The organism is Streptomyces sp. NBC_01217, from assembly GCF_035994185.1.
Classification (GTDB): Bacteria; Actinomycetota; Actinomycetes; order Streptomycetales; family Streptomycetaceae; genus Streptomyces.
In genome coordinates, this window is the sequence record NZ_CP108538.1 from 7,012,165 (window position 1) to 7,037,623 (window position 25,459).

At 71.2% G+C, this 25,459-nt stretch carries 16 protein-coding genes; 11 read left to right on the forward strand and 5 right to left on the reverse strand.

Annotated elements, in window-relative coordinates:
• Genes OG507_RS31300 through OG507_RS31320 form a run of 5 tightly spaced genes read right to left on the reverse strand, consistent with a single transcriptional unit; the run spans position 1 to position 4,639 of the window.
• Positions 1 to 1,227 (reverse strand): acyl-CoA dehydrogenase family protein, encoded by a 1,227-nt coding sequence (locus OG507_RS31300; protein WP_327370465.1) that lies wholly within the window; start codon positions 1,225 to 1,227, stop codon positions 1 to 3.
• Complete coding sequence (locus OG507_RS31305; RefSeq protein ID WP_327370466.1) at positions 1,224 to 2,120, reverse strand: branched-chain amino acid transaminase; 897 nt, start codon at positions 2,118 to 2,120, stop codon at positions 1,224 to 1,226. The genes OG507_RS31300 and OG507_RS31305 overlap by 4 nt, the downstream gene beginning before the upstream one ends.
• A gap of 43 nt (positions 2,121 to 2,163) precedes the next feature.
• Positions 2,164 to 3,816: an AMP-binding protein gene (locus OG507_RS31310; RefSeq protein WP_327370467.1), complete on the reverse strand. Its 1,653-nt coding sequence runs from the start codon at positions 3,814 to 3,816 to the stop codon at positions 2,164 to 2,166.
• Positions 3,813 to 4,388 (reverse strand): ferritin-like domain-containing protein, encoded by a 576-nt coding sequence (locus tag OG507_RS31315; protein ID WP_327370468.1) that lies wholly within the window; start codon positions 4,386 to 4,388, stop codon positions 3,813 to 3,815. The genes OG507_RS31310 and OG507_RS31315 overlap by 4 nt, the downstream gene beginning before the upstream one ends.
• A complete protein-coding gene (locus OG507_RS31320; RefSeq protein WP_327370469.1) occupies positions 4,385 to 4,639 on the reverse strand; it encodes an acyl carrier protein in 255 nt (84 codons plus the stop codon). Before OG507_RS31320 ends, OG507_RS31315 begins: the two co-directional genes overlap by 4 nt.
• Before the next feature lie 225 nt (positions 4,640 to 4,864).
• Between OG507_RS31320 and OG507_RS31325 the strand changes: the two genes are divergently transcribed.
• Genes OG507_RS31325 through OG507_RS31375 form a run of 11 tightly spaced genes read left to right on the forward strand, consistent with a single transcriptional unit; the run spans position 4,865 to position 25,451 of the window.
• Entirely contained in the window at positions 4,865 to 5,092 is a 228-nt protein-coding gene (locus tag OG507_RS31325) for an MbtH family protein (RefSeq protein WP_327370470.1), read from the forward strand.
• 26 nt (positions 5,093 to 5,118) lie between these two features.
• Positions 5,119 to 8,472, forward strand: coding sequence for a non-ribosomal peptide synthetase (locus OG507_RS31330; RefSeq protein WP_327370471.1), 3,354 nt, complete (start codon positions 5,119 to 5,121; stop codon positions 8,470 to 8,472).
• The gene (locus OG507_RS31335) at positions 8,472 to 9,716 is read left to right on the forward strand and encodes an MFS transporter (RefSeq protein ID WP_327370472.1); all 1,245 of its coding nucleotides are present in this window, start codon (positions 8,472 to 8,474) and stop codon (positions 9,714 to 9,716) included. The genes OG507_RS31330 and OG507_RS31335 overlap by 1 nt, the downstream gene beginning before the upstream one ends.
• Before the next feature lie 58 nt (positions 9,717 to 9,774).
• On the forward strand, positions 9,775 to 11,613 hold the full coding sequence (locus OG507_RS31340) for a non-ribosomal peptide synthetase (RefSeq protein WP_327370473.1): 1,839 nt from the start codon (positions 9,775 to 9,777) through the stop codon (positions 11,611 to 11,613).
• 27 nt (positions 11,614 to 11,640) lie between these two features.
• Positions 11,641 to 14,793, forward strand: coding sequence for a non-ribosomal peptide synthetase (locus OG507_RS31345; protein WP_327370474.1), 3,153 nt, complete (start codon positions 11,641 to 11,643; stop codon positions 14,791 to 14,793).
• Positions 14,790 to 15,575, forward strand: coding sequence for a thioesterase II family protein (locus tag OG507_RS31350; RefSeq protein WP_327370475.1), 786 nt, complete (start codon positions 14,790 to 14,792; stop codon positions 15,573 to 15,575). Before OG507_RS31345 ends, OG507_RS31350 begins: the two co-directional genes overlap by 4 nt.
• Positions 15,572 to 16,810, forward strand: a complete 1,239-nt coding sequence (locus tag OG507_RS31355) for a cytochrome P450 (protein ID WP_327370476.1) — start codon at positions 15,572 to 15,574, stop codon at positions 16,808 to 16,810. The genes OG507_RS31350 and OG507_RS31355 overlap by 4 nt, the downstream gene beginning before the upstream one ends.
• Complete coding sequence (locus OG507_RS31360; RefSeq protein ID WP_327370477.1) at positions 16,807 to 17,562, forward strand: thioesterase II family protein; 756 nt, start codon at positions 16,807 to 16,809, stop codon at positions 17,560 to 17,562. The genes OG507_RS31355 and OG507_RS31360 overlap by 4 nt, the downstream gene beginning before the upstream one ends.
• A complete protein-coding gene (locus tag OG507_RS31365) occupies positions 17,559 to 18,596 on the forward strand; it encodes a TauD/TfdA family dioxygenase (protein ID WP_327370478.1) in 1,038 nt (345 codons plus the stop codon). The genes OG507_RS31360 and OG507_RS31365 overlap by 4 nt, the downstream gene beginning before the upstream one ends.
• Before the next feature lie 5 nt (positions 18,597 to 18,601).
• Positions 18,602 to 20,401 (forward strand): non-ribosomal peptide synthetase, encoded by a 1,800-nt coding sequence (locus OG507_RS31370; protein WP_327370479.1) that lies wholly within the window; start codon positions 18,602 to 18,604, stop codon positions 20,399 to 20,401.
• Complete coding sequence (locus tag OG507_RS31375) at positions 20,394 to 25,451, forward strand: non-ribosomal peptide synthetase (RefSeq protein WP_327370480.1); 5,058 nt, start codon at positions 20,394 to 20,396, stop codon at positions 25,449 to 25,451. Before OG507_RS31370 ends, OG507_RS31375 begins: the two co-directional genes overlap by 8 nt.
• Positions 25,452 to 25,459: the final 8 nt, after the last annotated feature.

Here is a 25,459-nt window from a genome sequence, read left to right on the forward strand (position 1 = left end):
TCAGTCGTGGTGCCCGAGGGGATACGCGGGTACGTCCAGGGCCTCCAGCCGGGAGAGCAGCTCGTCGCTGACAGGGTCACGCCGGTCGAGCCCCGATGCCACCAGATCGGCGAGCACCTCGTCGGTCCCGCCGCCGAGCCGGGAGAGCCGCGCGTCGCGCCACAGCCGCTCCACGGGAAAGTTCGTCGAGTAGCCGCGGGCACCGAAGATCTGCAGAGCGGTGTCGATGATGCGGCCCGTGATGTCACCGGCGGTCAGCTTGAGCGCCGAGATCTCGTGCGCGGGCATCCTGCCGCTGCGCTGGGCCACGCCCACCAGTTCGGCCAGCCGGCTCTCCAGGTTCCACAGCTCCGCGCGGCAGGTGGCCAGCCGGTGCCGGATCGCCTGCTTGTCCATGATGCGGGCGTCCCCGGTCGTCCGCCGCCGCGCGTAGGCGACGGCCAGACGCAGCGCGGTGTCCGCCGCCGCGGTGAGCTGCGCGCAGATCGCCAGGCGCTCGAACTGCAGCAGATGTGTCGCGTAGAGAAGACCGATGCTCGGCTTGCCCAGCAGCGCGTCCGACTGCAGTGTGGCGTCGAAGGTCACCTGCCCGGCGTCGCAGCCGCGCAGCCCGACGGTGTCGAAGAAGCCGTCGACGCTGACTCCCGGGTGGTCGAGCGGCAGCAGGAACAGGCTGAGATCGCTCACATGGGCCGGATTCTCCGGCTTGGCCAGGACCAGGATGTAGTCGGCCCGGCCCACGTTGGAGATGTAGCGCTTGCAGCCGCGCAGCCGCCAACCGCCTTCCACGGCGGTCGCGGTGGTGCGCAGCCCGCGCAGGTTCGACCCGCCGTGCGGTTCGGTGGCCCCGAAGCAGCCGATCGTCTTTCCGTCCAGGGCCTCCTCCAGCAGGGAGAGCTGGTAGGGAGTCTCCCCGAGCCAGCGCAGTGCGCCGATGAAGATCTCACTGTGCCCCATGGCCACGACGGCCGCCCCGCTGCTGGACCGGTACAACTCCTGGGCCATCGTCACCAGTTGTGGGAGCCCCTGCTCCGCCCCGTGCTCCCAGCGGCGCCGGAACACTCCGGCACGGCCCAGCGCGGCGGGGACCTCCCGCGGGGTGTGCCGCTCCTGCTCCCAGCGCTCGAAGTCCTTCTCGTCGAAGGCGGCCAGCGCGTCGTTGACCTGGTTGCGGAACTCGTGCAGCTGGGAGTTCTCCTGGGCTTCCCTCACAGGTATCCGGGTCACGGGAGCTCCTTCAGCCAGTCGGGGTAGCCGCTGCCGTGGACGGCACCGCGGAGGTCCTCGGTCAGCGCGGTGGTGAGTTCTCCGGGAACACCGGCGCCGATGGTGCGCCCGTCGACGGAGACGACCGGTACGACACCTGCGGCGGTTCCGGTCAGGAAGCACTCGTCGGCCAGGTACAGATCGCTGCGCACCAGGTTCTCCTCGCGGACCGCGACGCCGCGCGCCGCCGCCAGCGTCATGACCGAGTCCCTGGTGATGCCGCCGAGCGCACCGCTGGTCGTGGGCGGCGTGCTCAGTACCCCGCCACGTACCGTGAAGAGGTTGTGCACCCAGCCGTCGGCGACATGGCCGTCCCCGTTGAGCAGGATCGCCTCGTGATAGCCCGAGCGCACGGCCTCGCTCTGGGCGAGGAAGGCGTTCAGGTACTGCCCGGTGGCTTTCGCCGCGGGGGGAAGGGAGTTGGCCGACATGCGCCGGAAGCTGGAGATCTGGGCGGTGACGCCCTGCGTGGGCGCCTCGCCGGCCAGCGGGCCGTGCGCACTGGGGATGACCGCCGCGTGGAACGGTGCGGCGAGCGGATTCGGGCCGTCGCCGAGGAACACGATCGGCCGCAGATAGCAGTCCCCGAGACCGTTGGCCGCCACCACCTCGGCACAGGCCCGGGTCAGCTCGTCGACGGAGTAGGGCAAGGACACCCCGTAGACAGCGGCTGATCTGGCCAGGCGGTCGAGATGGTCGGTCAGACGGAAGGCCACGGTCCCGCGGCTCGTGCGGTGACAGCGAATGCCCTCGAAGAATCCGATGCCGTAATGCAGGCCCAACACACTGACATGGACGTTCGCGTCCTCCCACGCGACGATCTCACCGTCGAGCCAGATCGACTTGGCCGTCATCCAGAGCACCCCCTTTCAGTGAAGTTGATGGGCGGACAGCCGACTACTTGAGTTCCGCGACGGTGCGGGGTGCCACGTCGCCGTTCTCGACCAGTTCGCGGCACCGGGCGCGCTGGACCTTTCCGGAGGTCGTCCGGGGAATGGTGCGGGGTCGCACCACCCGGACCGAGGTCAGCCGGGTGCCGAGGACGCGGCTGACGCAGGAGCGGATCTCCCGGGCGAGCGCCGTCATGTCATCGCGTGCGGCGTCCGATGTGTGGACCCGCTCCACCTCGACCAGCAGGCCGAAGCGGGTGTCGTCGCCAGGATCGCGGAAGGCGGCACAGGCGCGCACCACGTTGTTGCCGACGTCCTGGACGACCGCCTCGACGTCCTCGGCGAAGATGTTCCGCCCGGCCAGGGCGATCACCTCGTTGCGGCGGCCGATCACATAGAGCTCCCCCTCGTGGACGAAGCCGCCGTCACCGGTGTCGTGCCACGGGCCCGTCGAGGCCTGGAAGCCGTCGGTGGTCTGATACCCGGCGAAGCGTGACGCCCCGCCGAGATGGATCGGCGTCGGCTCCGCTCCCGTGCGCAGCTTCAGGCTCACCCCGGTCAGCGGCACACCGAGCGAGACATGCCCGCCGGGGCCCAGCTTCGGCCCGCGCCCCACCGGAGTGGTGGTCGTGCCGACCACGCCCTCGGCCAGGCCGTAGCTCGGCTGGATCGCCTCCCAGGGGAAGCCGTGCGGGCCGGCCGCCCGGTGGAAGTCGAGCAGGCTCTGCCACTGCAGCCGTTCCCCGCCGCTCAGGGACACCCGCATCCTGGAGAGGTCGAGCTTCTCCTCGTAGGGCACCGCGGCGGCGAGACGGTAGGCGAAGTTGGGTGCGGCGGTGATCGTCGCCCGCTCCTGGGAGAGCGAGGTCAGCCAGCTGGACGGCCGGCCGGCGAAGGTCGAGGGCGTCGACAGCACGATGTCGATGCGGGCGGACAGCCCGCTGAGGAACATGGCCACCAGACCCATGTCGTGGTAAAGCGGCAGCCAGGAGACCATGCGGTCCTCACCCGGCACCATGGCCATGGAGCTGGTGCCCAGCACATGGAGGTGACCGGCGAGCGTCCGCCCGTCGATGACGACACCCTTGGGGGTGCCGATGCTCCCGGAGGTGAACTGGACCAGGGCCCTGTCCGGGATGGCGTGGTCGGGGATGCTGACATGGCCGTGGTCCGGCATGGTCAGCGCGGACTGGTGCAGCAACTGCGTACCCGGGGGCAACGGCAGTGTGTCCGCGTCCTCGTCGCTGACGAAGAACGCGCAGCCCATGGTGGCCAGAACCGCGCCGATACCGCCCGACTGCGACAGCCGGCCGGCGCGCAGCGGTGGTACGGACACCAGGCAGCCGCCCGCCATCCAGGTACCCAGCACGGTCAGTACGGAGGCGAGGTCGTTGGTGACGACACAGGCGACCGGGGTGCCCGGAGTCACCCCGGCCCTGCTCAGCCGGGCAGCCGTCACGGCTGCCCGCTGGGTGAGTTCCGGGTAGCTCAGCCGCACGACCGATCTGCCGTCGGACAGGGTGACCCCGTGGTCCTTGGCCCGGTGCGGCCGGACGATCTCCTCAAGACTGGCATGCACGGCCGGGTGCGGCGCCCCGTGGATGACGGTCTCGTCGTCCTTCGCCTCCGCATGCGACTCGCCACGCAGGACCGTCGTCATGAGGCGCTGCCCGGGCGCATGCCGGAACTGAAGGTGTCGGTGGCGTGCAGTTCCGTCATGGTCCGCTCGTCGGCGGCCAGGGCCCGGTCGATGACCGACTCCAGCTTCGGATTGCTCAGGGCGCGGCGCTGCAGTTCCTCGTTGATGTACGAGACGTGCCAGAGCTCGTCCTTGAGGATGCCCCGCAGGGTCCTGCGGATGACCGAGGGGATGTCCTTGACGTCCAGGTGCTCCTCGTACTGCGCACAGCCGCGGCGCTCGGAGACCCAGGTGAGGGCGAGGAACTCGTCCAGCGAGCGGGGTATGCCGAAGTGCTGGGCGAGCAGGGTCTGGTACGGCTCGTCGACCTCGTGGATCTCGCCGCCCATGTCCTGGATGGCCTTGGTCCACAACCAGGCGTGCACGGCCTCGTCGCGAAGATGGCGGCTCAGGTCGTTGCGCAGCTGGAGGTTGTCCGCCAGCCGGCCCAGTCGCATGATCGCGCCCGCGCCGTGGACCTCGGCCGCTCGGTACTGGTTGAGGAGTGCCAGGGGCTCCAACTCGTCCTGGCCAACCGTCTGCTGAGTGTTCACGCGGGCTCTCCGATCACGCCCGAGGACAGGATCTTCGCCACGCCCCCGACGGTCTGGAAGTCCCTGAGCGACGTCACGTTCAGCTGCTGCCCGGTCTCCTGGTGCACCGCGGCCAGGAGTTCGGCCGCGTCCAGCGAGTCGAAGCCCAGGTCCTCCACCAGATTTGTGTCGGGGGTGACGTCCTTCAAGGAGATCGGGCGGCCTCGGCAAATCAGCCGCGCAATAATTTCAACTGCCTGATCCTCTGTCATTTCGGCTCCTTTGTTGGGCAACCGTTCTGCGGTCAGGAGCGTTTCAGCCGGAAGTTCGGCAAGTCAAGGGGGGATTGGCGGCGAATAGCGAACCGATAGCGGCGGCCCGAGCGGCAGATGGAAGAAGGATAGGTGGCAGATGGACGCGTCCATATGCTGGTGACGAAAACCAAGCCGCCAGCAGATTCCGGCATTTGTGAGACGCACGGGAGAGAGGTGGGAGCAATGTCCGAGGACACGCCCCAGGTCGAGCGCTACAGCGTCGTGGTCAATCACGAGGAGCAGTACTCCATCTGGCGTGAAGGGCGCCCGCTGCCCGACGGCTGGAGTGCGGAAGGCGTCTCGGGGACGAAGGAGGAGTGCCTGGAGCGGATCGAGAAGATCTGGGTGGATATGCGCCCGCTGAGTCTGCGGATTCAAATGGATCAGCGGGCCGTTAATAGCGCGGGTTGAGCCGGGGCGGGGGATCGGGAAAGAAAATGGATTCGAAGGATCTGTCGGCCGGCCGCACACAATCGGAAGCGCGGCGTCTACTCCTGCAGCAGCGCCTGCGCGGCCGCGCCGGAGCATCCAGGAAATCTGCTCAGGAACGAATCCAGCGACGCGCGGCCGGATCCCGAATTCCCCTCTCGCCCCATCAGCAGAGTATGTGGGTGATGGACCGTGTCCTTCCGGACCGGGCGCTCTACAACGCCCATCAGGCCGTTCGGCTGACCGGGCCGCTGGATGCGGCGGCCCTTCAGGTCTGCCTGGCCGCGAGCGTCCGCCGGCACGAGGCGCTGCGTACGACGTTTCCCGCCACGGGTGACGCCGAGCAGATCGTCCACGAAGAACTCGCACCGGACTTCGCGGTCGTCGAGGTGCCGGAGACCGTCGACGTCTCCGAGTCCGCCGACGTCCCGGACGCGGAGACCGGCTCCTGGCGCGCTGTCCAGCGGCTTGCCGAGGCGGAGGTGCGGCGCCCCTTCGACCTCGCCGAAGGCCCGCTGTTCCGCATCCGCGTCTACCGCATCACCGCCACCGACCACCTGCTGCTCCTGGTGCTGCACCACGTCGTGACCGACGGCTGGTCCTTCGACCTGCTCCTGGAGGAGCTGGCGGTGGGATACCCCGCCGCGGGCGGCGGCCTGCCGGGCGTCGTGGAGTCGTTCGACCGTGAACTGGGCCCGCTGCGCGCCCAGTACGGCGACTACACGGCCTGGCTGCGGCAGCGCGAGGCCGACGGCACCCTTGCCGCCGGTCTCGACTACTGGCGAGGGCTGCTTGCCGACATCCCCCAGACGCTGGACCTGCCCATGGACCGGCCCCGCCCGGCCTCGCTCTCCTACCGGGGCGGTCTGGCCCGGCACACGCTGCCGCCCGCTCTGGGCGAGGCGGTCCGCGCCTGCGCACGACAGCACGGCGTGAGCCTGTTCACGCTGCTGCTCACCGGGTACAAGGTGCTGTTGCACCGCTACTCCGGGCAGCGCGCCTTCAACGTCGGCACGGTGGTCGCCGGGCGGTCCTTCACCGAGACCCAGCGGATGGTCGGGCTCTTCGCCAATACGGTCGCGCTGCCGGCCACGATCGGCCCGGACGACACCTTCGCCGGGCTGCTCCACCGGGAACACACGTTGCTGCTCCGCGCGATGGAGCGCCAGGAGATCGCCTTCGGCCAGGTGATCGACGCGCTGCGGCCCCAGCGCGACCCCGCCAGGAACCCGTTGTTCCAGGCCTTCTTCCTGCACCGCGACCCGAGCCACGGCACATGGCGGCTGCCCGGCCTCGATGTGCGTCCCGCGGAGTTCGACGGCGGACTGACCAAGTTCGACCTGTCCCTGTCCACCGCCGACGACGGTGTGGATATCGACGTACATCTCGCCTACATGAGCGAGCTGTTCGATCCGCGGACGGCCGAACGCCTGCTGAGGCACTACGCGTATCTGCTGTCGGGGCTGGTCGCCGCCCCGGACGCACCGGTCGCGGATTGCGATCCCCTCCCCGCCGTCGAGCGGGAGGCGCTGCTCGCGGCGTCCTCGGGAGCGGTGCTGCCGCGCCCCGCGGTCACCCTGGTGGAGCTGCTGGAACAGGCCGCGGCGCAGCACCCGGACGCGGTGGCCGTCAGTCTCGGACAGGCCCGGCTGACGTACGCCGAACTGCACGCCCGGGCGGACGCGCTGGCCCGGAAGCTGCTGGCCTGCGGGGCGGCGCCCGACCAGCCGGTCGGCATCTGCCTGGAACGCTCCCCGGACCTCCTGGTCGCGGTGCTCGCGGTGCTCAGGTCGGGCGCCGCCTATCTGCCGCTCGACCCCGGATACCCGGCGGCGCGCCTCTCCTACATGCTGGCCGACTCCGGGGCCCGGATCCTGCTGGGTACGTCCGGACAGGCCGACGTCATACCGGACTTCGACGGCGCACGCCTGGCGGTCGCGGAGGCGGTGGAGCAGGAGTCGGCGGAGCAGGAATCGGCGGAGCGCGCGGCCGGGCAGGCTCCGGATCCGGCGCACCTGGCGTACGTGATCTACACATCCGGCTCCACCGGCCGTCCCAAGGGCGTCCAGATCAGCCACGAGAGCATAGTCAACCGCCTGCTGTGGATGCAGGAGGAGTACGGGCTCACACCCTCGGACCGGGTACTGCAGAAGACGCCCGTCAGCTTCGACGTATCGACCTGGGAACTCTTCTGGCCGCTGATGACCGGAGCGGAACTGGTCCTGGCCGCGCCCGGTGGGCACCTGAACCCCCGCTACCTCGCCGGGCTGATCAGGCAACGGCGGATCACCGTCTGCCACTTCGTACCCTCACTGCTCGGGACCTTTCTGGAGGAGCCCTCATCGACCGGCTGCGACTCGCTGCGCCTGGTCGTCTGCAGCGGCGAGGCACTGGTCCCGGAGCTGGCCCGGCAGGCGCTCGGGGCGCTCCCCGGCGCCCGGCTGGAGAACCTGTACGGCCCCACCGAGGCGACGGTGGACGTCACGTCGTGGCACTGCGCACCGGACGGGCCCCACGACACCGTGCCGATCGGCCGAGCCATCGCGAACACGCGGTGCCTGGTCCTGGACGAACGGATGCGGCCGGTGCCTCCCGGTGTCGTCGGCGAACTCTTCCTCGGGGGGACCGGCCTGGCACGCGGATACCTCGGCAGGCCCGCACTGACCGCGGAGCGCTTCGTGCCCGACCCGTGGAGCACGGAGAAGGGCGCCAGGCTCTACCGCACCGGTGACACCGCCCGGGTCCGGCCGGACGGTGTGATCGACTACTGCGGCCGTACGGACGCACAGATCAAGGTCAACGGGGTACGCGTCGAACTCGGCGAGATCGAGTCGCGGCTGCGCGAACTGCCCGGTGTGCGGGACGCCGTGGTGGTGCAGCACCGGGACGGTACGGGGCGGAGCAGGCTCGTGGCCCATGTGGTGCTGCGCACCCAGGACCCGGCCGGACCGGAAGGCCTGCGCGACGCGCTCGCACAGCAGCTGCCGCGCGCCCTGGTACCGAGCGCGTTCGTGTGCCACGGCGAACTTCCCAGGAGCCCGGCCGGCAAGGCCGACCGGACGGCCCTCGCGGGGCTCGCCCCCGAACTCCCGTCCTCGCGGCGGGAGTCCAGTCCGCAGTACGCGACCGCGACCGAGGCCGCGCTGGCCGGAATCTGGTCCGGAGTGCTGGGCTCCGGGCCGCTGGGCCCCACGGACAACTTCTTCGAGGCCGGCGGCGACTCGCTGATGGCGATCACCTGCTGCACCCGCATGGCGCAGGCCGGCTTCGAGGTCGAACCACAGCTCTTCCTGAGGCTTCAGACGGTACGTCAGGTCGCTGAGCACATCGACCGGGACACCCCTCGGAAGGAGATGGCCTAGTGCTGCGCGTACTGGCTGTCCGCGACGCACGGAACTACCTCGTCGGCCAGCTGTTCTCCATTTTCGGGGACAGCATGCTGTGGCTGGCGATGGGCGTATGGGTGAAGGAACTCACCGGCAGCAGCAGCGCCGCCGGTCTGACCATGTTCGCCTTTGTCGCGGGGGAGTTGCTGGCTCCCCTCAGCGGTCTGCTGGTCGACCGGGTCCGGCGCAAGCCGCTGCTCGTCGTCACCAACCTGCTCAGCGCGGTGCTGGTACTGCCACTGCTCCTGGTCGAGGACAGCAGCGGCGTCTGGATCGTCTACGCGGTGATGTTCGCCTACGGCGTGGCCACGGCCACGCTCGATGCCGGGCAGACGGCGATACTGCCCGAGCTGCTTCCCGAGGAGCTGCTGGCCCAGGCCAACGGCTTCATCCAGGTGGCACGGCAGGGATTCCGCCTGGTCGCCCCGCTGCTGGGCGCCGGTGCGGTGGTGCTGGTCGGTGCGCACTGGGTGGTCGTGGCCGACGCCGCCACCTTCGCCGTCGCCACGCTCTCCCTCCTCTTCGTACGCGGCGGCCGGTCCGCGCCCCGCTCCGGCGGGAGTACGGGGAGCGAGGACAAGGGCGAGAGCTGGACGACTGAGATGCTGCTCGGGCTCCGTCACATCCGCAGGACTCCCGCACTGCGCCAGATCCTCGTCGCCAGCACCATGACGCTCTCCGTGTTCGGCTTCGCGCAGACGGTGCTGTACACGGTCGTGGACAAGGGGCTGGGAAGGCCCTCGGCCTTCGTCGGTGTGCTGATCAGCATCCAGGGCGTCGGAGCGCTCGCGGCCGGGCTGACGGCCGCGGCGGTCATCAGACGTCTCGGCGAGAAGCGGACGGCGACGATCGGCTTCGCCTGCTACTCCGCCGGTGTGCTGCTGCTCGCCCCTTCCGGGCTGGCCGCCGTGGCTCCGGGCGCGGTGCTCTGCGGCTTCGCCGTGCCCTGGATCCTCGTCCCGATGCTGACGCTGAGTCAGCGGATGACACCGTCGGATCTGCAGGGGCGGGTCCATGCCGCCTTCAACGTGGTCGGCGGTGTGCCGCAGACGGTCTCCATCGCGCTGGGGGCGGCCCTGACGGCGGCCCTGGACTACCGGATCGTGCTGTCGCTGATGTTCGTGGTGACTCTCTCCTCCAGCGTCTACCTGGGCACGCGCAGGCCGGCGGCGCCCGAACCGGAGCCGGTCCCGGCCGTACGACCGGCGCCACTTCCGTGACCGGCGAACCCGCCGGGAAATGAGTCCACACCGTTCGCAGACCATGAGGGGAGAGCTGATGGAGAGCAACACGGCCACGTTGACACATGAGGTGTTTGCGGGGTGGGCGCGGGAGCGGCCGGATGGGGTGGCTGTGGTGTCGGGTGGGCGGTCGTTGTCTTTTGGTGAGGTGGATGCGTGGGCTGATCGTTTGGCGGGTGTGTTGCGGTCGGCTGGTGTGGGTCCTGAGGTGCGGGTGGGGGTGTGTCTGCCGCGGTCGGTGGAGTGGGTGGTTGCGGTGTTGGGGGTGTTGAAGTCGGGTGGTGCGTATGTGCCGTTGGATCCGGAGTATCCGTCGGCGCGGTTGGAGTTCATGCTGTCGGACTCGGGTGCGGCTGTGGTGGTGGGTGCGGGGGAGGTTGCTGAGGGGCTGGGTGCGGTGTGCGGTGTGCCGGTGGTGGCGCCCGATGCCGAGGGAGGTGTGGAAGGTCCGGGTCCGGTGGCGGGGAATCTGGCGTACGTCATCTACACCTCGGGATCGACCGGCCGGCCCAAGGGCGTCCAGATCACCCACGCCTCGCTGAGCAACGTCCTGGCCGGGTCCGCCGCCCCGCTGGAGGTCGGTCCGGGGCGGCGCACCCTGCAATGCGTGTCGTTCAGCTTCGACATCTCGGTCGTGGACACCCTGGCCACACTGACGAACGGCGGCACGCTCGTGATCGCGGCCAAGGAGGACGTCTCCTCGCCCGACCGGCTGGCCGCCCGGCTGCTGGACGAGCACATCCACACGGTCGTGCTGCCGCCCTCGATCCTCGCCACCCTGGTCGACCGGGAGTTCCCCGAGCTCGCCGTGGTGGTCTCCGGCGGTGAGGCGTGCCCGCCCAAGCTGGCGGCCTCGTTCGCCACCCGGCACCGGTTCGTCAATGGCTACGGCCCGACCGAGACCACGGTCGCCGCCTCTCTCTTCCCCGTCGCCCCGGAGCTCGGGGAGCTGGCCTCGGTGCCCATCGGCGCGGCCATGGAGGGGGTTTCGCTGTATCTCGCGGAGGAAGGGGCGGGCGCGGTCCCGCCCGGCGGCACCGGTGAGATCTGCATCGGCGGCGCGGGTGTCGCCCGCGGCTACCTCGACCGCCCGGCACTGACCGCGGCGGCCTTCGTCCCTGACCCCTTCTCCGTGACACCGGGCTCCCGGATGTACCGCTCGGGAGACCTGGGCACGGTCCTGCCCGACGGCAATCTGGAGTTCCGCGGCCGCGCCGACCACCAGGTCAAGATACGCGGCCACCGGATCGAGCTGAACGAGATCGAACGGGCCCTGGAACGCCACCCGTCCGTCGCCCAGGCGGCGGTGGTGGTCAGCGAGTCCGGCCTCCTGGGCCGGCAGGTCCTCGCGTTCGTCGTACCCGTGCCGGGAGACTCCCCGGCGTCCGCCGTGCTCACAGGGGGACAGCTGCGGCGCAGCCTCTCCGACGACCTGCCCGACTACATGCTGCCGAACTCCATCACCCTGCTCGACGAGTTCCCGCTGACGGCCAACCGGAAGATCGACCGCGACGCCCTGATGTCCCGGGGCTCCTCCCCGCGGCGGCGCACCACGGAGCCCGTACCGCCGCGCACACCGGTCGAGAAGGACCTGGTGGAGATCTGGCAGGAGGTACTGGGACAGCCGGAGATCGGGACCCGGGACGACTTCTTCGAACTGGGCGGCCACTCGCTGCTCGCCGCCCAGGTGGTCGCCCGGATCGAGAAGACCTACGGCGTGAACCTCTCGCTCCAGACGCTGCTGGCGAACGGGCGCACGGTCGCGGACCTGGCCGGGGCGGTCTCCCGGGCCGTGGCCGACGGAGGAACCCAACGCCCGCGCATCACCCGAATCAAGCGCCAGGCCCGGCGCGCAGCGCCCGGGCAGCTCAGCTGACCGCCAACCAGATGTGGAGGAGTGGGCATGGAGCTCACTGAGGATACTTTCGTCGTACCGGCGTCCTACGCCCAGCGGCGGTTGTGGTTTCTCGAGCAGATGGAGGGCGGCGGAGCTGCCTGGAACATCCAGGCGGTGCTCCGTCTGCGCGGCACCCTGGACACCGGCATGCTGCAGACGGCGGTGAACGCGGTCGTCCGGCGCCATGAGGCGCTGCGTACGACCTTCGCCGCGGAGGACGGCGCCCCGGTCCAGGTGGTGTGGCCCTGGTCCGGCGTCGAGCTCCGGTCCGTGATGTGCGACGACAGCATCGATCCGGCGGCCGCCGCGGACGAGTGGCTGTCGCGGGAGTGGCAGCGGCCGTTCGACATCGAGGCCGGTCCGCTGTTCCGGGCCGCGTTGCTGCGCCTGGGCGAGCAGGAACACCGGCTCGCCCTGGGCCTGCACCATCTCATCGCCGACGGCTGGTCGCTCCAGGTCCTCTACCAGGAGGTGATCGAGAACTACCGGCGTCTGCAGAGCGGGGAGCCGGCGCTCGGCGAGGACCTGGAGATCCAGTACCCGGACTTCTCCATGTGGGAGCGGGAGAACCTCACACCCGAGACGCTGGAGACGTCCATGGAGGTGTGGCGCCAGCGGCTGAAGGGCGCCGGGGACACGGTGGAGATCCCCGCCGACCGCCGCCGTACCCCGGACACGGTCGCCCGGGGAACCATGCTGCTCACCACACTGCCGGGCGACCTGGTCGAGGACATCCGCGCGTTCGCGGCCGAGCGGGGCGCCACCGTGTTCATGGTGCTGCTGGCCGCCTTCGACACCCTGTTGCACCGGTACACCGGGCAGACCGACGTGATGGTGGGCGTCCCGGTGGCCAACCGCGCCCAGCCCGGGCTCGACGAGCTGATCGGCTGCTTCGTCAACACCCTTGTCGTACGCGGCGACCTGGACGGCGACCCCAGCTTCGAGGAGCTGCTCACCCGGGTCCGCGAGGTGTCCCTGGAGGCGATCGAGCACCAGGAGGTGCCGCTGGAGTGGCTCGTGGAGGAGCTGCGCCCCGGCCGCGACCGGGCCAGGCAGCCCTTCTTCCAGGCGGTGCTGCATCTGGCGGAGGTGTCGCTCAGGACCATCCGCCTCGACGGACTCACCGTCGACGTGGTGCGGATGGACACCCAGGCCCCGGGCGTCGACCTGGCGCTGACCCTGGTGGAGACCGAGACCGGGCTCGCCGCCGCCTGGGAGTACGACGCCGCCCTCTTCGACGGCGCGAGCATCGAGCGCATGCAGGCGCACTTCCGGACCCTGCTGGAAGCGGCCGTGGCGGAGCCCGCACTGCGCCTGTCGGAGCTGCGGATGCTCGGCGACGCCGAGCACGAGGAACTGGTGGCCCCCGGACCCGCCGCCGTACCCGACGCGCCCCTGCTGCACGAGGTGTTTGCGGGGTGGGCGCGGGAGCGGCCGGATGGGGTGGCTGTGGTGTCGGGTGGGCGGTCGTTGTCTTTTGGTGAGGTGGATGCGTGGGCTGATCGTTTGGCGGGTGTGTTGCGGTCGGCTGGTGTGGGTCCTGAGGTGCGGGTGGGGGTGTGTCTGCCGCGGTCGGTGGAGTGGGTGGTTGCGGTGTTGGGGGTGTTGAAGTCGGGTGGTGCGTATGTGCCGTTGGATCCGGAGTATCCGTCGGCGCGGTTGGAGTTCATGCTGTCGGACTCGGGTGCGGCTGTGGTGGTGGGTGCGGGGGAGGTTGCTGAGGGGCTGGGTGCGGTGTGCGGTGTGCCGGTGGTGGCGCCCGATGCCGAGGGAGGTGTGGAAGGTCCGGGTCCGGTGGCGGGGAATCTGGCGTACGTCATCTACACCTCGGGATCGACCGGCCGGCCCAAGGGCGTCCAGATCACCCACGCCTCGCTCGCCGGTGTCATGGCGGCGCAACGGGCGGGACTCCCGCTCGGCCCCGACGACGTCATGCTGCAGTTCTGCTCACCCAGCTTCGACGCCTCGATGTTCGAGATCGGCCTCGCCGTCGGCGCCGGATCCGCCCTCGTGCTGGGGACCCGGGACGAACTCGTCCCCGGCGCGCCACTGGCCGCGCTGATGCGCCGGCACCAGGTCACCGCCTGGACGGCCCCGCCGTCCGCCATCGCCGCGACCGGGGCGGCGGACGTCCCGAGCCTGCGGGTCGTGATGGCCGGTGGCGAGGTGCTCACCACAGGGATGGTTCAGCACTGGACCGGCCAGGCGCGGTGCTTCAACCTCTACGGCCCCACCGAGGCGACGATCTACGCCACCGCCCACCGGGTACGGGCGTCCGGCGGCGAGGCGTCGCTGCCGATCGGAACCGCCATCCCCGGATACAGCGCCCTGGTCCTGGACGCCGAGTTGCGTCCGGTGCCCGCGAACGTCGTGGGTGAGCTGTACCTGGGCGGCGTCGGGACGGCCCGTGGCTATCTCGGACGGCCCGGGCTCACCGCGGAGCGCTTCGTCCCCGACCCCCATTCCCGTGAACCCGGCAGCCGGCTCTACCGGACCGGTGACCTGGCCCGCAGGCGGGCCGACGGGGAGCTGGAGTTCGTCGGACGGGCCGACGACCAGATCAAGATCCGCGGCTTCCGGGTCGAGCTCGGCGAGATCGAGTCCGTACTCACCGGCCACCCCGGCGTGCGCGAGTGCGCGGTCGTCGCCCGCGAGGACTCCCTGGGCGTCGTCGGGCTGACGGCCTGCGTGGTACGGGAGGCGAGCGAGGCGCCGGTGAGCGCACAGGAGCTGCGCGTCCATCTGGGCAGCAGGCTCCCCGAGCACTTCTCCCCGGCCGGTTACCTCTTCCTGGAGAGCCTGCCGTTCACCAGCAACGGCAAGGCCGACCGGGCCGCCCTGACCGCGCTGCTCGACGAGTCCGCCGAACGGCCGCGCATCGGCGCTACGGAGTACGAGGCGCCGCGGACCCCGCTGGAGGAGATGATCGCGGGCATCTGGCAGGAAGTGCTCGGCGTCGAACAGGTCGGTATCCACGACGACTTCTTCGAGAAGGGCGGGCACTCCCTGCTCGCGGCACAGGTCATCGCACGGATCAGGGCGGCGACCGGCGTGGACGTGTCGGTACGGATGCTCTTCGAGCACCGGGTGCTGTCCGAGCTCACCGAGGCGATCATGGAGTGCGCGCTCGACCGGGAGCAGCCGGACGGTGCCCGGTGAGTACGGCGCTGCGTTCACCCTGGCTGATGGAGTGGCCGGCCCCGGAGGCGGCCGAGCACCTGCTGGTGTGCTGTCACCACGCGGGCGGCGGGGCGGGACAGTTCCGCCGCTGGCAGGAGCTGCTCGGCCCGCGCACCGCGGTTCTGGCGCTGCAGCTTCCCGGGCGCCAGAACCGCTGGGAGGAGCCCGTGCTCCGGACCATGGACGAGGTCGTGACGGGGGCGCTGACCGCGCTGCTGCCCCGGCTCGACCTCCCCTACACGGTCTTCGGGCACAGCATGGGCGGCATCGTGGGATTCGAGCTGGCCCGGCGGCTGGGCACCGAATACGGCCTGTGGCCGGAGCGGCTGATCGTCTCGGCGACGCGGCCCCCCGACCGGCACCGAGGCGATCTGGACCTCGGCGCCTACGACGACGACCATGTGGTCCGCCACTTCGTGGACAACGGCACGCTGCCGCCCTGGGTGCTGGACGACCCGGATCTCCAGAAGCTGCTGCTGCCGCCCCTGCGTGGGGACTTCGCGGTCTGCGACGAGTACCGGTACCGCCCGGGGCCGCCGCTGGCCTGTCCGCTGACGCTCTGCGGCGGGACCGAGGACGACGGTGTCGTCGAGGCCGACCTGGAGGACTGGCGGGAGTACACCCGCGCGGGCTGGGAGCGGCGGATGTTCCCCGGCAGGCACCTCTTCTACCTGGAACCCGAATCGGGGCTGCTGCCCTTCGTAGCGCAACTGCTGAGCGACGGCCCTGCCGCGCAGCGCCCCCAGGAGGAACAGTCATGACCACGTCCGACCTCGTTGACCCCACCTCCGTGGATGTCGCGGACCCCCAGCTGCACAGCGAGGGCGATCTGCTTCCGGTGTGGCGCTGGATGCGCCGCAACGACCCGGTGCGGTGGAACGTCCGGCCGAACGGTGTGGCCTACTGGTCCGTCAGCACCCATGCCGAGGCTGTGCGGGTGCTGCGCGACAGCAAGACGTTCTCCTCGGAGCGCGGCATGCGCCTGGGCGGGGACCTCCGGGCGGCGGAGGCCGCCTCCCGCAAGATGCTCATCGTCACGGACCCGCCGCGGCACGGCGCCATCCGGCGCATCATCAGTTCGGTGTTCACCGCGCGCACGGTGCACCGGCTGGAACAGAACATGCGGCAGACCGTCACCGCGAGCCTGGACCAGGCACTGGAGGACGGGACGTGCGACTTCGTCCAGGTCGCCTCCAGGCTGCCGGTCTCGGTCATCTGCGATCTGCTCGGGGTCCCGCGCAAGGACTGGGACTTCATGCTGGACCGCACCACCGTGGCCTTCGGCGCGGTCGACGAGCAGGGCGCCCCCGCGGTGGCCGCCGTAGAGGCGCACGCCGAGATCCTGCTGTACTACTCCGAGCTGGTCCAGCAGCGCCGGCGCGATCCCCGCGAGGACGTGGTCACCGCCCTGGTCCAGGGCGAGGTCGACGGGAAACCGCTCAGCGACGAGGAGATCTTCCTCAACTGCGACGGCCTGATCTCCGGCGGCAACGAGACCACCAGGCACGCCGCTGTCGGCGGTCTGCTGGCCCTCGCCGCCGACCCCGACCAGTGGCATTCCCTGCGTGCCCGGCCCGAACTCCTGCCCACGGCGGTCGACGAGATCCTGCGCTGGACCTCGCCGGGCGCACACACCCTGCGTACCGCCACCCGCGACACCGAGCTGGCCGGACGGAAGATCCTGGCAGGGCAGTCGGTCGTCGTGTGGGGGCTGTCGGCGAACCGGGACGAATCGGTCTTCGACGAGCCGGATGTCTTCCGGATCGACCGCAAGCCCAACCGCCATCTCACCTTCGGACACGGCGCCCACTACTGCCTCGGGGGCGCCCTGGCGATGAACGAACTCCGTGTCCTGTACGAGGAGTTGACCCGACGGGTGGCCGGTGTCCAGATGGCGGGACCGGTGCGCAGGGTGCGGTCCAACCACATCGCCGGATTCGAGGAGGCCGTGGTCGCGCTGGAGCCCGCCGCGGCGTCCGGGGAGGGACTCGGATGACACAGGAGGACATCGTCTGGGACATCCGCCCGGACCTCCCGGCAAAGGCCCCGCGCCTGCTGCTGCTCAGCCACGCCGGCGGCAGCGCACACGCCTACCTGGAGTGGGAACCCCTGCTCCCGTCGCACATCGGCCTCCTGATCGGCCAGTACCCGGGACGCGGCGCCCGCTACGCGGAGCCCCTCCCGGCGGGGATGCCCGATCTGGTGGACCCCATCCACGAGGCCGTGCGGGACATACCCCGCCTCCATGTGCTCGGCCACAGCATGGGAGCCCTGGTGGCGTTCGAACTCGCACTCCGCAGGGAGCGGGAGGGACGGCCGCTGTCCGGACTGATCCTCTCCGCCGCCCGGGGAGCGCAGATGCCCAATCCCCGGCCGGTGCTCCCCGCCGGGCTGAGCGACGAGGAACTCGTCACCGAGCTGAAGGTCCGCGGCGGCACGCCGGACGAGATCCTGGACGACCCGGACATGCGCCGCATGGTGCTGCGCGTCATGCGCGCCGACTTCGCCGTCGACGACGACTACCGCTACGCCGGGCCCATGCCCGCGCTGAGCTGCCCGCTGACGGTTCTCGGCGGTGAGGACGACCCGGTCGTGCCGACCGCCGAACTCAAGGCGTGGCACCAGCTCACCAGCGGCCCGGGAGACACCCTGATGTTTCCCGGTGGCCACTTCTACTTCTCGGACGACCTGGAGACGGTGCTCGCCGCAGTCGCCCGCATCCTGCCCGCAGACCGGAGGAAGCCATGACCGAGCCGAGCCACCGCCCCGAGAAGCCCACGGAACTGGAGATCGGCTACGCCGCGGGCAAGCCCCCGCTGCTGCACTGCCCGGAACTCGGCACCGTGGCCGATGCCGTGGACTGGCTCCAGGAGCACCGCGAGGAGCTGCGCGCACAACTGCTGCGCTCCGGCTGCCTGATGCTGCGCGGTCTGCCCGCCAGGGACGCGGCCGGCTTCGCCGCGCTGCGTGACGTGCTCCTGCAGAAGAGGGCCGCGTACAAGGAGAAGGCGACACCGCGCAGCGACTTCGGGGACGACATCTACTCCTCGACCGATCTGCCGCCGGCCCAGCCGATCATGCTGCACAACGAGAACAGCTACACGCTCGACTTCCCCGGCACCCTGGTCTTCTTCTGCGTCCAGGCCCCCGAGGAAGGGGGCGCGACGACCGTCGGTGACATGCGCGAGGCGCTCCGGCTGGTCCCGGCCCCGCTGCGGGAGCGCTTCGCGGCGCAGGGCTGGATGCTGGAGCGCTCGTACTCCTCGTTCGCCGGCATGCCGTGGGAGAAGGCCTTCGGCACCGCCGACCGGAGCCAGGTCGAGGAGTACTGCCAGTACCACCGCATCGGCTGGAACTGGCTGGTCGAGGACGGGCTCCGCACCGCGCAGCGCCGGCCCGCGATCATCGCGCATCCGGCCACCGGGGAGCGGGTGTGGTTCAACCACGCCGCGTTCTGGAACTCCTGGTCCCTCGACGAGGACGTCCGTGAGGTGCTCCAGGAGGCGGGCGGAGCAGCCGGGCTGCCCTTCGAGACCCGCTTCGGGGACGGCGGTGAGATCACCGAGGCCGAGGCCGCGGCGCTGCGCCGGGCCTACGAGGCGGTCACCGTGCGCGAGTCCTGGCAGCCGGGCGACCTGCTGCTGGTCGACAACATCCTGTGCGCGCACGGCCGGGACGCCTTCAAGGGCGACCGGAAGATCCTGGTGGCGATGGGCGAACCGGTCCGCCTGCTGGACTGCAGCCCGAGTGTGTCGCCCTCCGCGGTCGGAATCCACGGGTGAGCGCCATGCCGTACGTGGATCTCCTCGCCCGCCTCGCCGACGTACCGGCGGACCGTGAGGCCGTGCGCCACCGCGACCGCAGTCTGACCTTCGGCGAACTGCGCACCGCCGCGGGCCGGGTGGCCCGCGCGCTCACCGAGCGGGGCGTGGGAACGGAGCAGGTGGTCGCGGTCTGCCTGCCCCGCGGAACGGACCTGGTGGTGGCCCTGCTCGGGGTGCTCGCGGCGGGCGCCGCCTATGTGCCGGTCGATCCGGCCCTGCCCCGGCTGCGGCGGCTCCATCTGCTGAACGACTCCGGCGCCTCGCTGGTCCTGGTCGCCGAGGCGTCGGCCACCACGGACCACGACGACCTGCCGGTCCTGGCGCTGGACGGCCTCGTCGCGGACCGCGGTGACACGGGCACCCCGGGACAGGCGCCGGTGCACCCCGGCCAACTGGCCTACGTGATCTACACATCCGGGTCCACCGGGGAGCCCAAGGGGGTCCAGGTCTCGCGGGGCGCGGTGACGGCCCTGACACATGCGCTGGAACAGGCCGGGGTCGCCTCGGGCGACGGCGGGCGGGTCGGCTGGAACGCCTCCCCCTCCTTCGACGCGTCCGTACAGCAGTGGACCAGGCTGTGCCGGGGAGACACCCTGGTCATCGTCCCCGACGAGGCACGCGCGGATCCGGCCGCCCTGGCACGGCTGATCAGCGAACAGCGGCTGACCGCCCTGGACATCACCCCCTCACACCTCGACACCCTTCTCGACCACTGGCCCCACGACGACTCGTCGCCGCGCCTGTCCCTGCTGGTGGGCGGCGAGCCGGTCAGCGACGCGCTGTGGAAGCGGCTGACCGAGCTCGGCGTGCGCGGGGCGGCCACCGCCGTCAACCTCTACGGCCCCACCGAATGCACGGTGGACGCCACCGCCGGGTGGATCACCGAGGGGACGCAACCCCGGCTCGGGGAACCGCTGCCGGGCGTACGCCTGCGGCTGGCCGACACGCACGACCGTGCCGTGGCGGTGGGGGAGACCGGCGAGATCCAGCTGTCCGGAACCGGCGTCGCCCGGGGCTACCGCGGCAAGCCCGCGCTGACCGCGGAGCGCTTCCGCCCCGATCCCGACGGCCCCGCGGGCGCGCGCTGCTACCGCACCGGCGACCTGGCCCGCCGGACACCGGACGGCACGCTGGAGTACGAGGGCCGCGCCGACCAGCAGGTCAAGCTGCGCGGATACCGCATCGAGCCCGGCGAGATCGCGGCCGTGCTCGTCCGGCAGCCCGATGTCGTCGAAGCCGTGGTCCTGCTGCGGGACGACCTGCCCGGCGGCGCCGGCCTGGTCGGCTACTGCAGGCTCCGTTCCGGTGCCCCGGCCCCCGACCGCGAGGCCTGGCGGCACGCCTGCGAGGAGACCCTCCCGGACTACATGGTTCCGGCCGAGCTGATACCGGTGGACCGCTTCCCCCTGACGGCCAACGGCAAGCTGGACCGCGCCCGGCTCCCGCTCAGGGCCGACGATCCGGCCGAGGCGGAAGAAACCGCGGGCGACCGGCCCCGGGGCGAGATCGAGACGCTGATCGCCCAGGTGTGGTCGGACATCCTGGGCTCGGTCCGGATCAGCGCCACCGACAACTTTTTCCGGCTCGGCGGCCATTCCCTGCTCGCGATCAAGGTGGTCGCCCGGCTGAAGCGCGAACTCGGACTGTCGGTGCCGGTGACCGCTGTCTACGAGCATCCGCAGCTGCGCGCGCTGGCGGCCCACATTCAGACCACGACCGCCACCCCGGAGGGTGGCGAGGGACGGAGCGGACAGCATGGGTGACACCCGGACGTCCGGGCCCTCCCCCGAGCGGATCGCCTTCGAGCGCATGCTGCTCGCGCGGGCCGCGGCCGGGAAACAGGCAGCCAGGACACGCCCCGAGACACTCCCGGCCAGCTTCGGCCAGGAGCGCATGTGGCTCTCCGAGCAGCTGGACCCCGAGGCCTCGACGGAGACCACGGTGTTCGTCATCGGCCTTCGGGGCGATCTCGACGTACCGGCGCTGCGCGGGGCCATCACCGACCTGGGCCGCAGGCACGAGGTGCTCCGTACGGTGGTCGCGCCGGACGGGGACCGGCTGGTGCAGCGGGTACTGCCCCCGGCCGAGGAGGCTCTCCCCGTCCTCGACCTGCCGCCCACCGCCGAGGCCGAGGCCGTGGAGGCCTTCGCCCGGCAGCAGCTCCGCCGCAAGCACGACCTGGCCACGGAACCGCCCGTCTCCTGGTCGCTGCTGCGCCGCACCGAGCGCGAGCACCATCTGGTGCTGCGGATGCATCACATGGCCGCCGACGGATGGTCGGAGGGTGTGCTGAACCGGGAGCTGTCGCTGCTGTACCGGGCCAGGGCCACGAAAGAACCGGCCCGGCTGCCCGAACTGGCCATCCAGTACGCGGACTTCGCCATCGGCCAACGGCAGAGGCAGTCCGGCGCGGGACTGGAGCGGGGACTGTCCTACTGGCGCCGACGGCTGTCGGGGGCGCCCGCCGCGGTGTCCCTGCCCTTCGACCGCACACCCGACGAGGACAGCGGCCTGGAGTCGGGCACCTCCTTCGCGTCGATCCCGGGCAGCGTCGTCACGGACCTGGAGAAGGCGAGCGCCACTGAGGGCGCCTCCGGATACATGGCGCTGCTCGCCGCCTTCGCGGTCACGCTGTGGCGCGGCTCCGGGCAGCAGGACCTGGTGATCGGCTCACCGGTGGCCGGCCGCGACCTGCCGGAGACGGAGAGCCTGATCGGGGTGTTCATCAACACGCTCCCGATGCGGGTCGAGGTCCGGCCGGGGGAATCCTTCCGCGCGCTGCTGCGGCGCGTCAGGGAAGCCACCCTGGACGACCTCGGGCACGCCGAGGTGCCCTTCGAGCGCGTGGTCGAGGCGACCGGGCCGAGCCGGGAGCCCGGCCGTCAGCCGCTGGTGCAGGTGATGTTCCAGCTGGACAACACCGACTTCGTGGAGCCGGAGTTCCCCGGTCTCGCCGTCTCCTACCGGCAGCTGTTCGCGGAGACGTCCGCGCTGGACCTGACGGTGAGCCTGGGACGCCGCGGTCCGGACTACGCCGCGGTCTGGAAGTACCGCTCCGGCCTCCTGGACGAAACCACCCTGCGGCTGCTCCAGGACCGGTTCCTGGGCGTCCTGCGCCAGGTCGCGGCGCAGCCCGACGCGCCGTTGAACACCCTGGAGCTGTTCGGGGACCGGGAGCGCGAACTGCTGTTCCCGCCGCCGCCCGCGTCCGACCGCGAGGCCCTGCCCACGACCTTCCTGCACGCCTTCGAGCAGTGGGCGCGGCGGACACCGGACCGGCCCGCGGTCAGGTTCGGCGAGGAGGAGCTGAGTTACGCCGCGCTCGACGCCCGCGTCAACCGCCTGGCACACCGTCTGCGGGAGCTCGGAGCCGGTCCTGAGACCCTGATCGGGCTGTGCGTCGAACGCGGAGTGGAGGCCCTCGTGGCCCTGCTCGCCGTCCTCAAGGCCGACGCCGCCTACGTACCGCTCGACCCGCGCCAGCCGGCGGCCAGGCTCGCCGCCATGCTGGAGGACGCCCCGCTCAGCGCCGTGCTCGCCACCGAGGCGCACCAGGACGCGCTGCCGGGACTCGACGTCCCCCTGCACCTCATCAGCGTGCTGGAGGCCGAGGCCGTCGGACACCCGGAGACCGGCACCGCCGCGCGCGTCGCCCCGGACAACCTGGCCTACGTGATCTTCACCTCCGGGTCGACCGGCAGGCCCAAGGGCGTGGCGGTCACCCACGCAGGACTGGCCAACTACCTCCTCCACGAACGCAACGACTTCCTGGACGGTCCGCCCGGCCGGAGGGACGCGCTCGTCGCCACCTCACTGGCGTTCGACCTCGTGCTCACGGGACTGCTCCTGCCCCTGGTGGCCGGGGGCTGCGTGACCCTGCTCCCCGAAGGCCGGGAGCTGGAGCGGATGTGCGCCGCGCTGGAGTCCGCCGATGCGCCATACGGGCTGATCAAGGTCACGCCCTCCCTCCTGGACGCGATCGACGGCCAGCTGCCGCCCGGGGTCACGCCCGCGGTGCGTCTGGCCGTCGTGGGCGGCGAGAAGCTGGACAGCGATCTGGTGGCGCGCTGGCGCCGACGCTGCCCGGACGGACGGGTGGTCAACCACTACGGCCCGACCGAGACGGTCATCGCCTGTGCCGCACACGAGGTCCCGGCCGGGGAGATCGCCGCGGGCACGGTGCCGATCGGCGTACCGATGGCCGACATCCGGCTGCACGTACTCGACCGGGACGGTGCGCCGCTCGCCGTCGGTACGCCGGGAGAGCTGTACGTCGGCGGCGTGTGCCTGGCGCGCGGGTACATCCGCAATCCACGGGCCACCGCGGAGCGCTTCGTACCCGACCCGTTCACACCGGGCGAACGCCTCTACCGGACCGGCGACCTCGTCAGGCTCCGCCCCGACGGCCTGCTGGAGTACCTGGGCCGGATCGACGAACAGGTGAAGATCCGCGGCTACCGGGTGGAGCCCGGGGAGATCGCGGCCGTGCTGCGCACCCACCCCGCGGTGAGCGCCGCCGCCGTGATCAGCAGGCGGGAGCCCTCCGGCGACCTGGCCCTGGTGGCATATCCGGTGCTCGTGCCCGGATCCGGTGCGACCGCCGCTGAGTTGCACGCCCATCTCGCCGAGCGGCTGCCGGACTACCTCGTACCGCGGGACGTGGTGCTGCTGGAGAGGCTGCCGCTCACCGCGAACGGCAAACTGGACCGGGCGGGACTGCCCGAACCGGGCAGCGGCGACCGCATGCGCCGCGCCGCGATCGGTGCGGGGCCCGGCAGCGGCGGGCGGGGCCACGTGGCCCCGCGCACGCCGGTGGAGCAGAGCATCGCCTCGATCTGGTCCGAGGTGCTGGGCGTCGCGAACATCGGGGTGCACGACGACTTCTTCGCCCTGGGCGGGCACTCCCTGCTCGCCGCGCGGCTCGTCGCCCGGATCAGGCAGGCCTTTCCCCAGGTCCCCGCAGACACCCTGCTGCGGGACCTGCTGCGGCGGCCGACCGTGGCGGAGTTCACCTCCACGATGGGGCAACTGCTCCTGGCCGCGGCCATGGACGGGGGCACCGGCAAGGCCGCCGACACCATCGCCCCGGCGGACCGGACCCGGCCCCAGCCGCTGACCCCCGCACAGGAGGGGCTCTGGCTGCTCGAACGCCTCCGCCCCGGCACGTACGAACAGGTGGTCCCGCTGGTCCTCGACCTGGAAGGCCCGCTGGACCGGACCGCCCTGGCCGAGGCGCTCGTCCGGGTGGTGCGACGGCACGAGGCGTTCCGGATGCGGTTCGCGGCAGTGGAGGGCCATCCGGCCGCCACTGTTCTTCCCACCGACGGCCCGGCGCCCGAACTCGCCGAGCACGACGTGCGGAGCCCGGAAGCGGCGCAGCAACTGGTGCGCGAGCTGATCGCCAGGCCCTTCGACCTGGCCGCCGGGCCACTGCTGCGGGCCGACCTGGTCCGGACCGGACCCGAACACCACATCCTCTGTATGACGATGCATCACATCATTTCGGACGCCTGGTCCTGTCGAGTGCTGCTGCGCGATCTGGCGGCCTGCTACACGGAGCGGACCGGAGCGGAAGCGGCCGCGCTCCCGCCGCTCCCGGTGCAGCTGCTCGACCACATGGCCTGGCAGCGGGGCCGTATAGAGGACGGTTCGCTGAACACCGAACTCGCGTACTGGCGGGAGGCGCTCGCGGGACTGGAGAGCCTGCGGTTGCCGCTGGACCGGCCGCGCCCCGCGCAGCGCAGCGGCGCCGGTGCCTCCGTGGAACTCCGCATCCCCTCCGGGGCGGTCGACGGGCTGACACGGCTGGCCGGCCAGGAGCGGGCAACACCCGCGATGGTCCTGCTCGCCGCCTGGCAGGTCGTCCTGCACGGTGCGGCCGCGGGCCAGGAAGAGGTCACCGTCGGCACCACGGCGGCCGTCCGGGTCCGGCCCGAGACCGAGGACCTGGTGGGATTCCTGCTCAACATGCTGGTGATCCGGGGCGACCTCTCCGGGCGACCCTCCTTCCGCACCGTGGTGGGCAGGGTCCGCGACCGCATGCTCCAGGCCTACGCCCACCAGGAGATCCCGCTGGACGAACTGGTACGGAAACTGGCCCCGCCGAGGCAGGAGTCCCAGCCCCCGTTCTTCCAGGTGCTGTTCGACTTCGACCACACGGACGACGAGGCCGGGCGGATGGCGGGGCTGCACGCGCGGGCCCTGTATCCGGAGATCCGCACCGCCAAGTACGACCTGGCCCTCTCCCTCAGGCTGCATTCGCACGAGCTGACGGGGGAACTCACCTACGACCAGGACGTCTTCGACCACGCATCGGCGGAGCACTTCACCGACGCCTTCCAGCACGTCCTGGAACGCATCGCCGCCGACGCGGATCTGCCGCTGACGGATCTCGCCGCGGACTTCGCGCCCGAGTGGACGCGGCCGCGCCCGGAGCCGGCCCCCACGGCAGGACGCGCCGGGCTTCGGGCGACGTACACCGAACCCGCCTCGGACACCGAGCGGGCCGTGGCGGAGATCTGGGGCGAGGCCCTGGAACTCGACCGCGTGGGTGCCGATGACAACTTCTTCCACCAGGGCGGCCATTCACTGCTGGCCATGCGGGTCGTCGAACGGATGCGTGAGGCCTTCGACGTCGACCTGCCGACCGCTCTGATCTTCGAGGCACCGACACCGCGGTCCGCCGCGGCTCTGGTGGAGGCGGCGGTGACCGCCGAACTCGACCTGCTGGACGACGCCGAAGTGCAGCGACTGCTCGACGGCCCGGCCGGGGAAACGGATCTGCCCGCACCGCACAACACAACTACCCCATAGGAGCATTC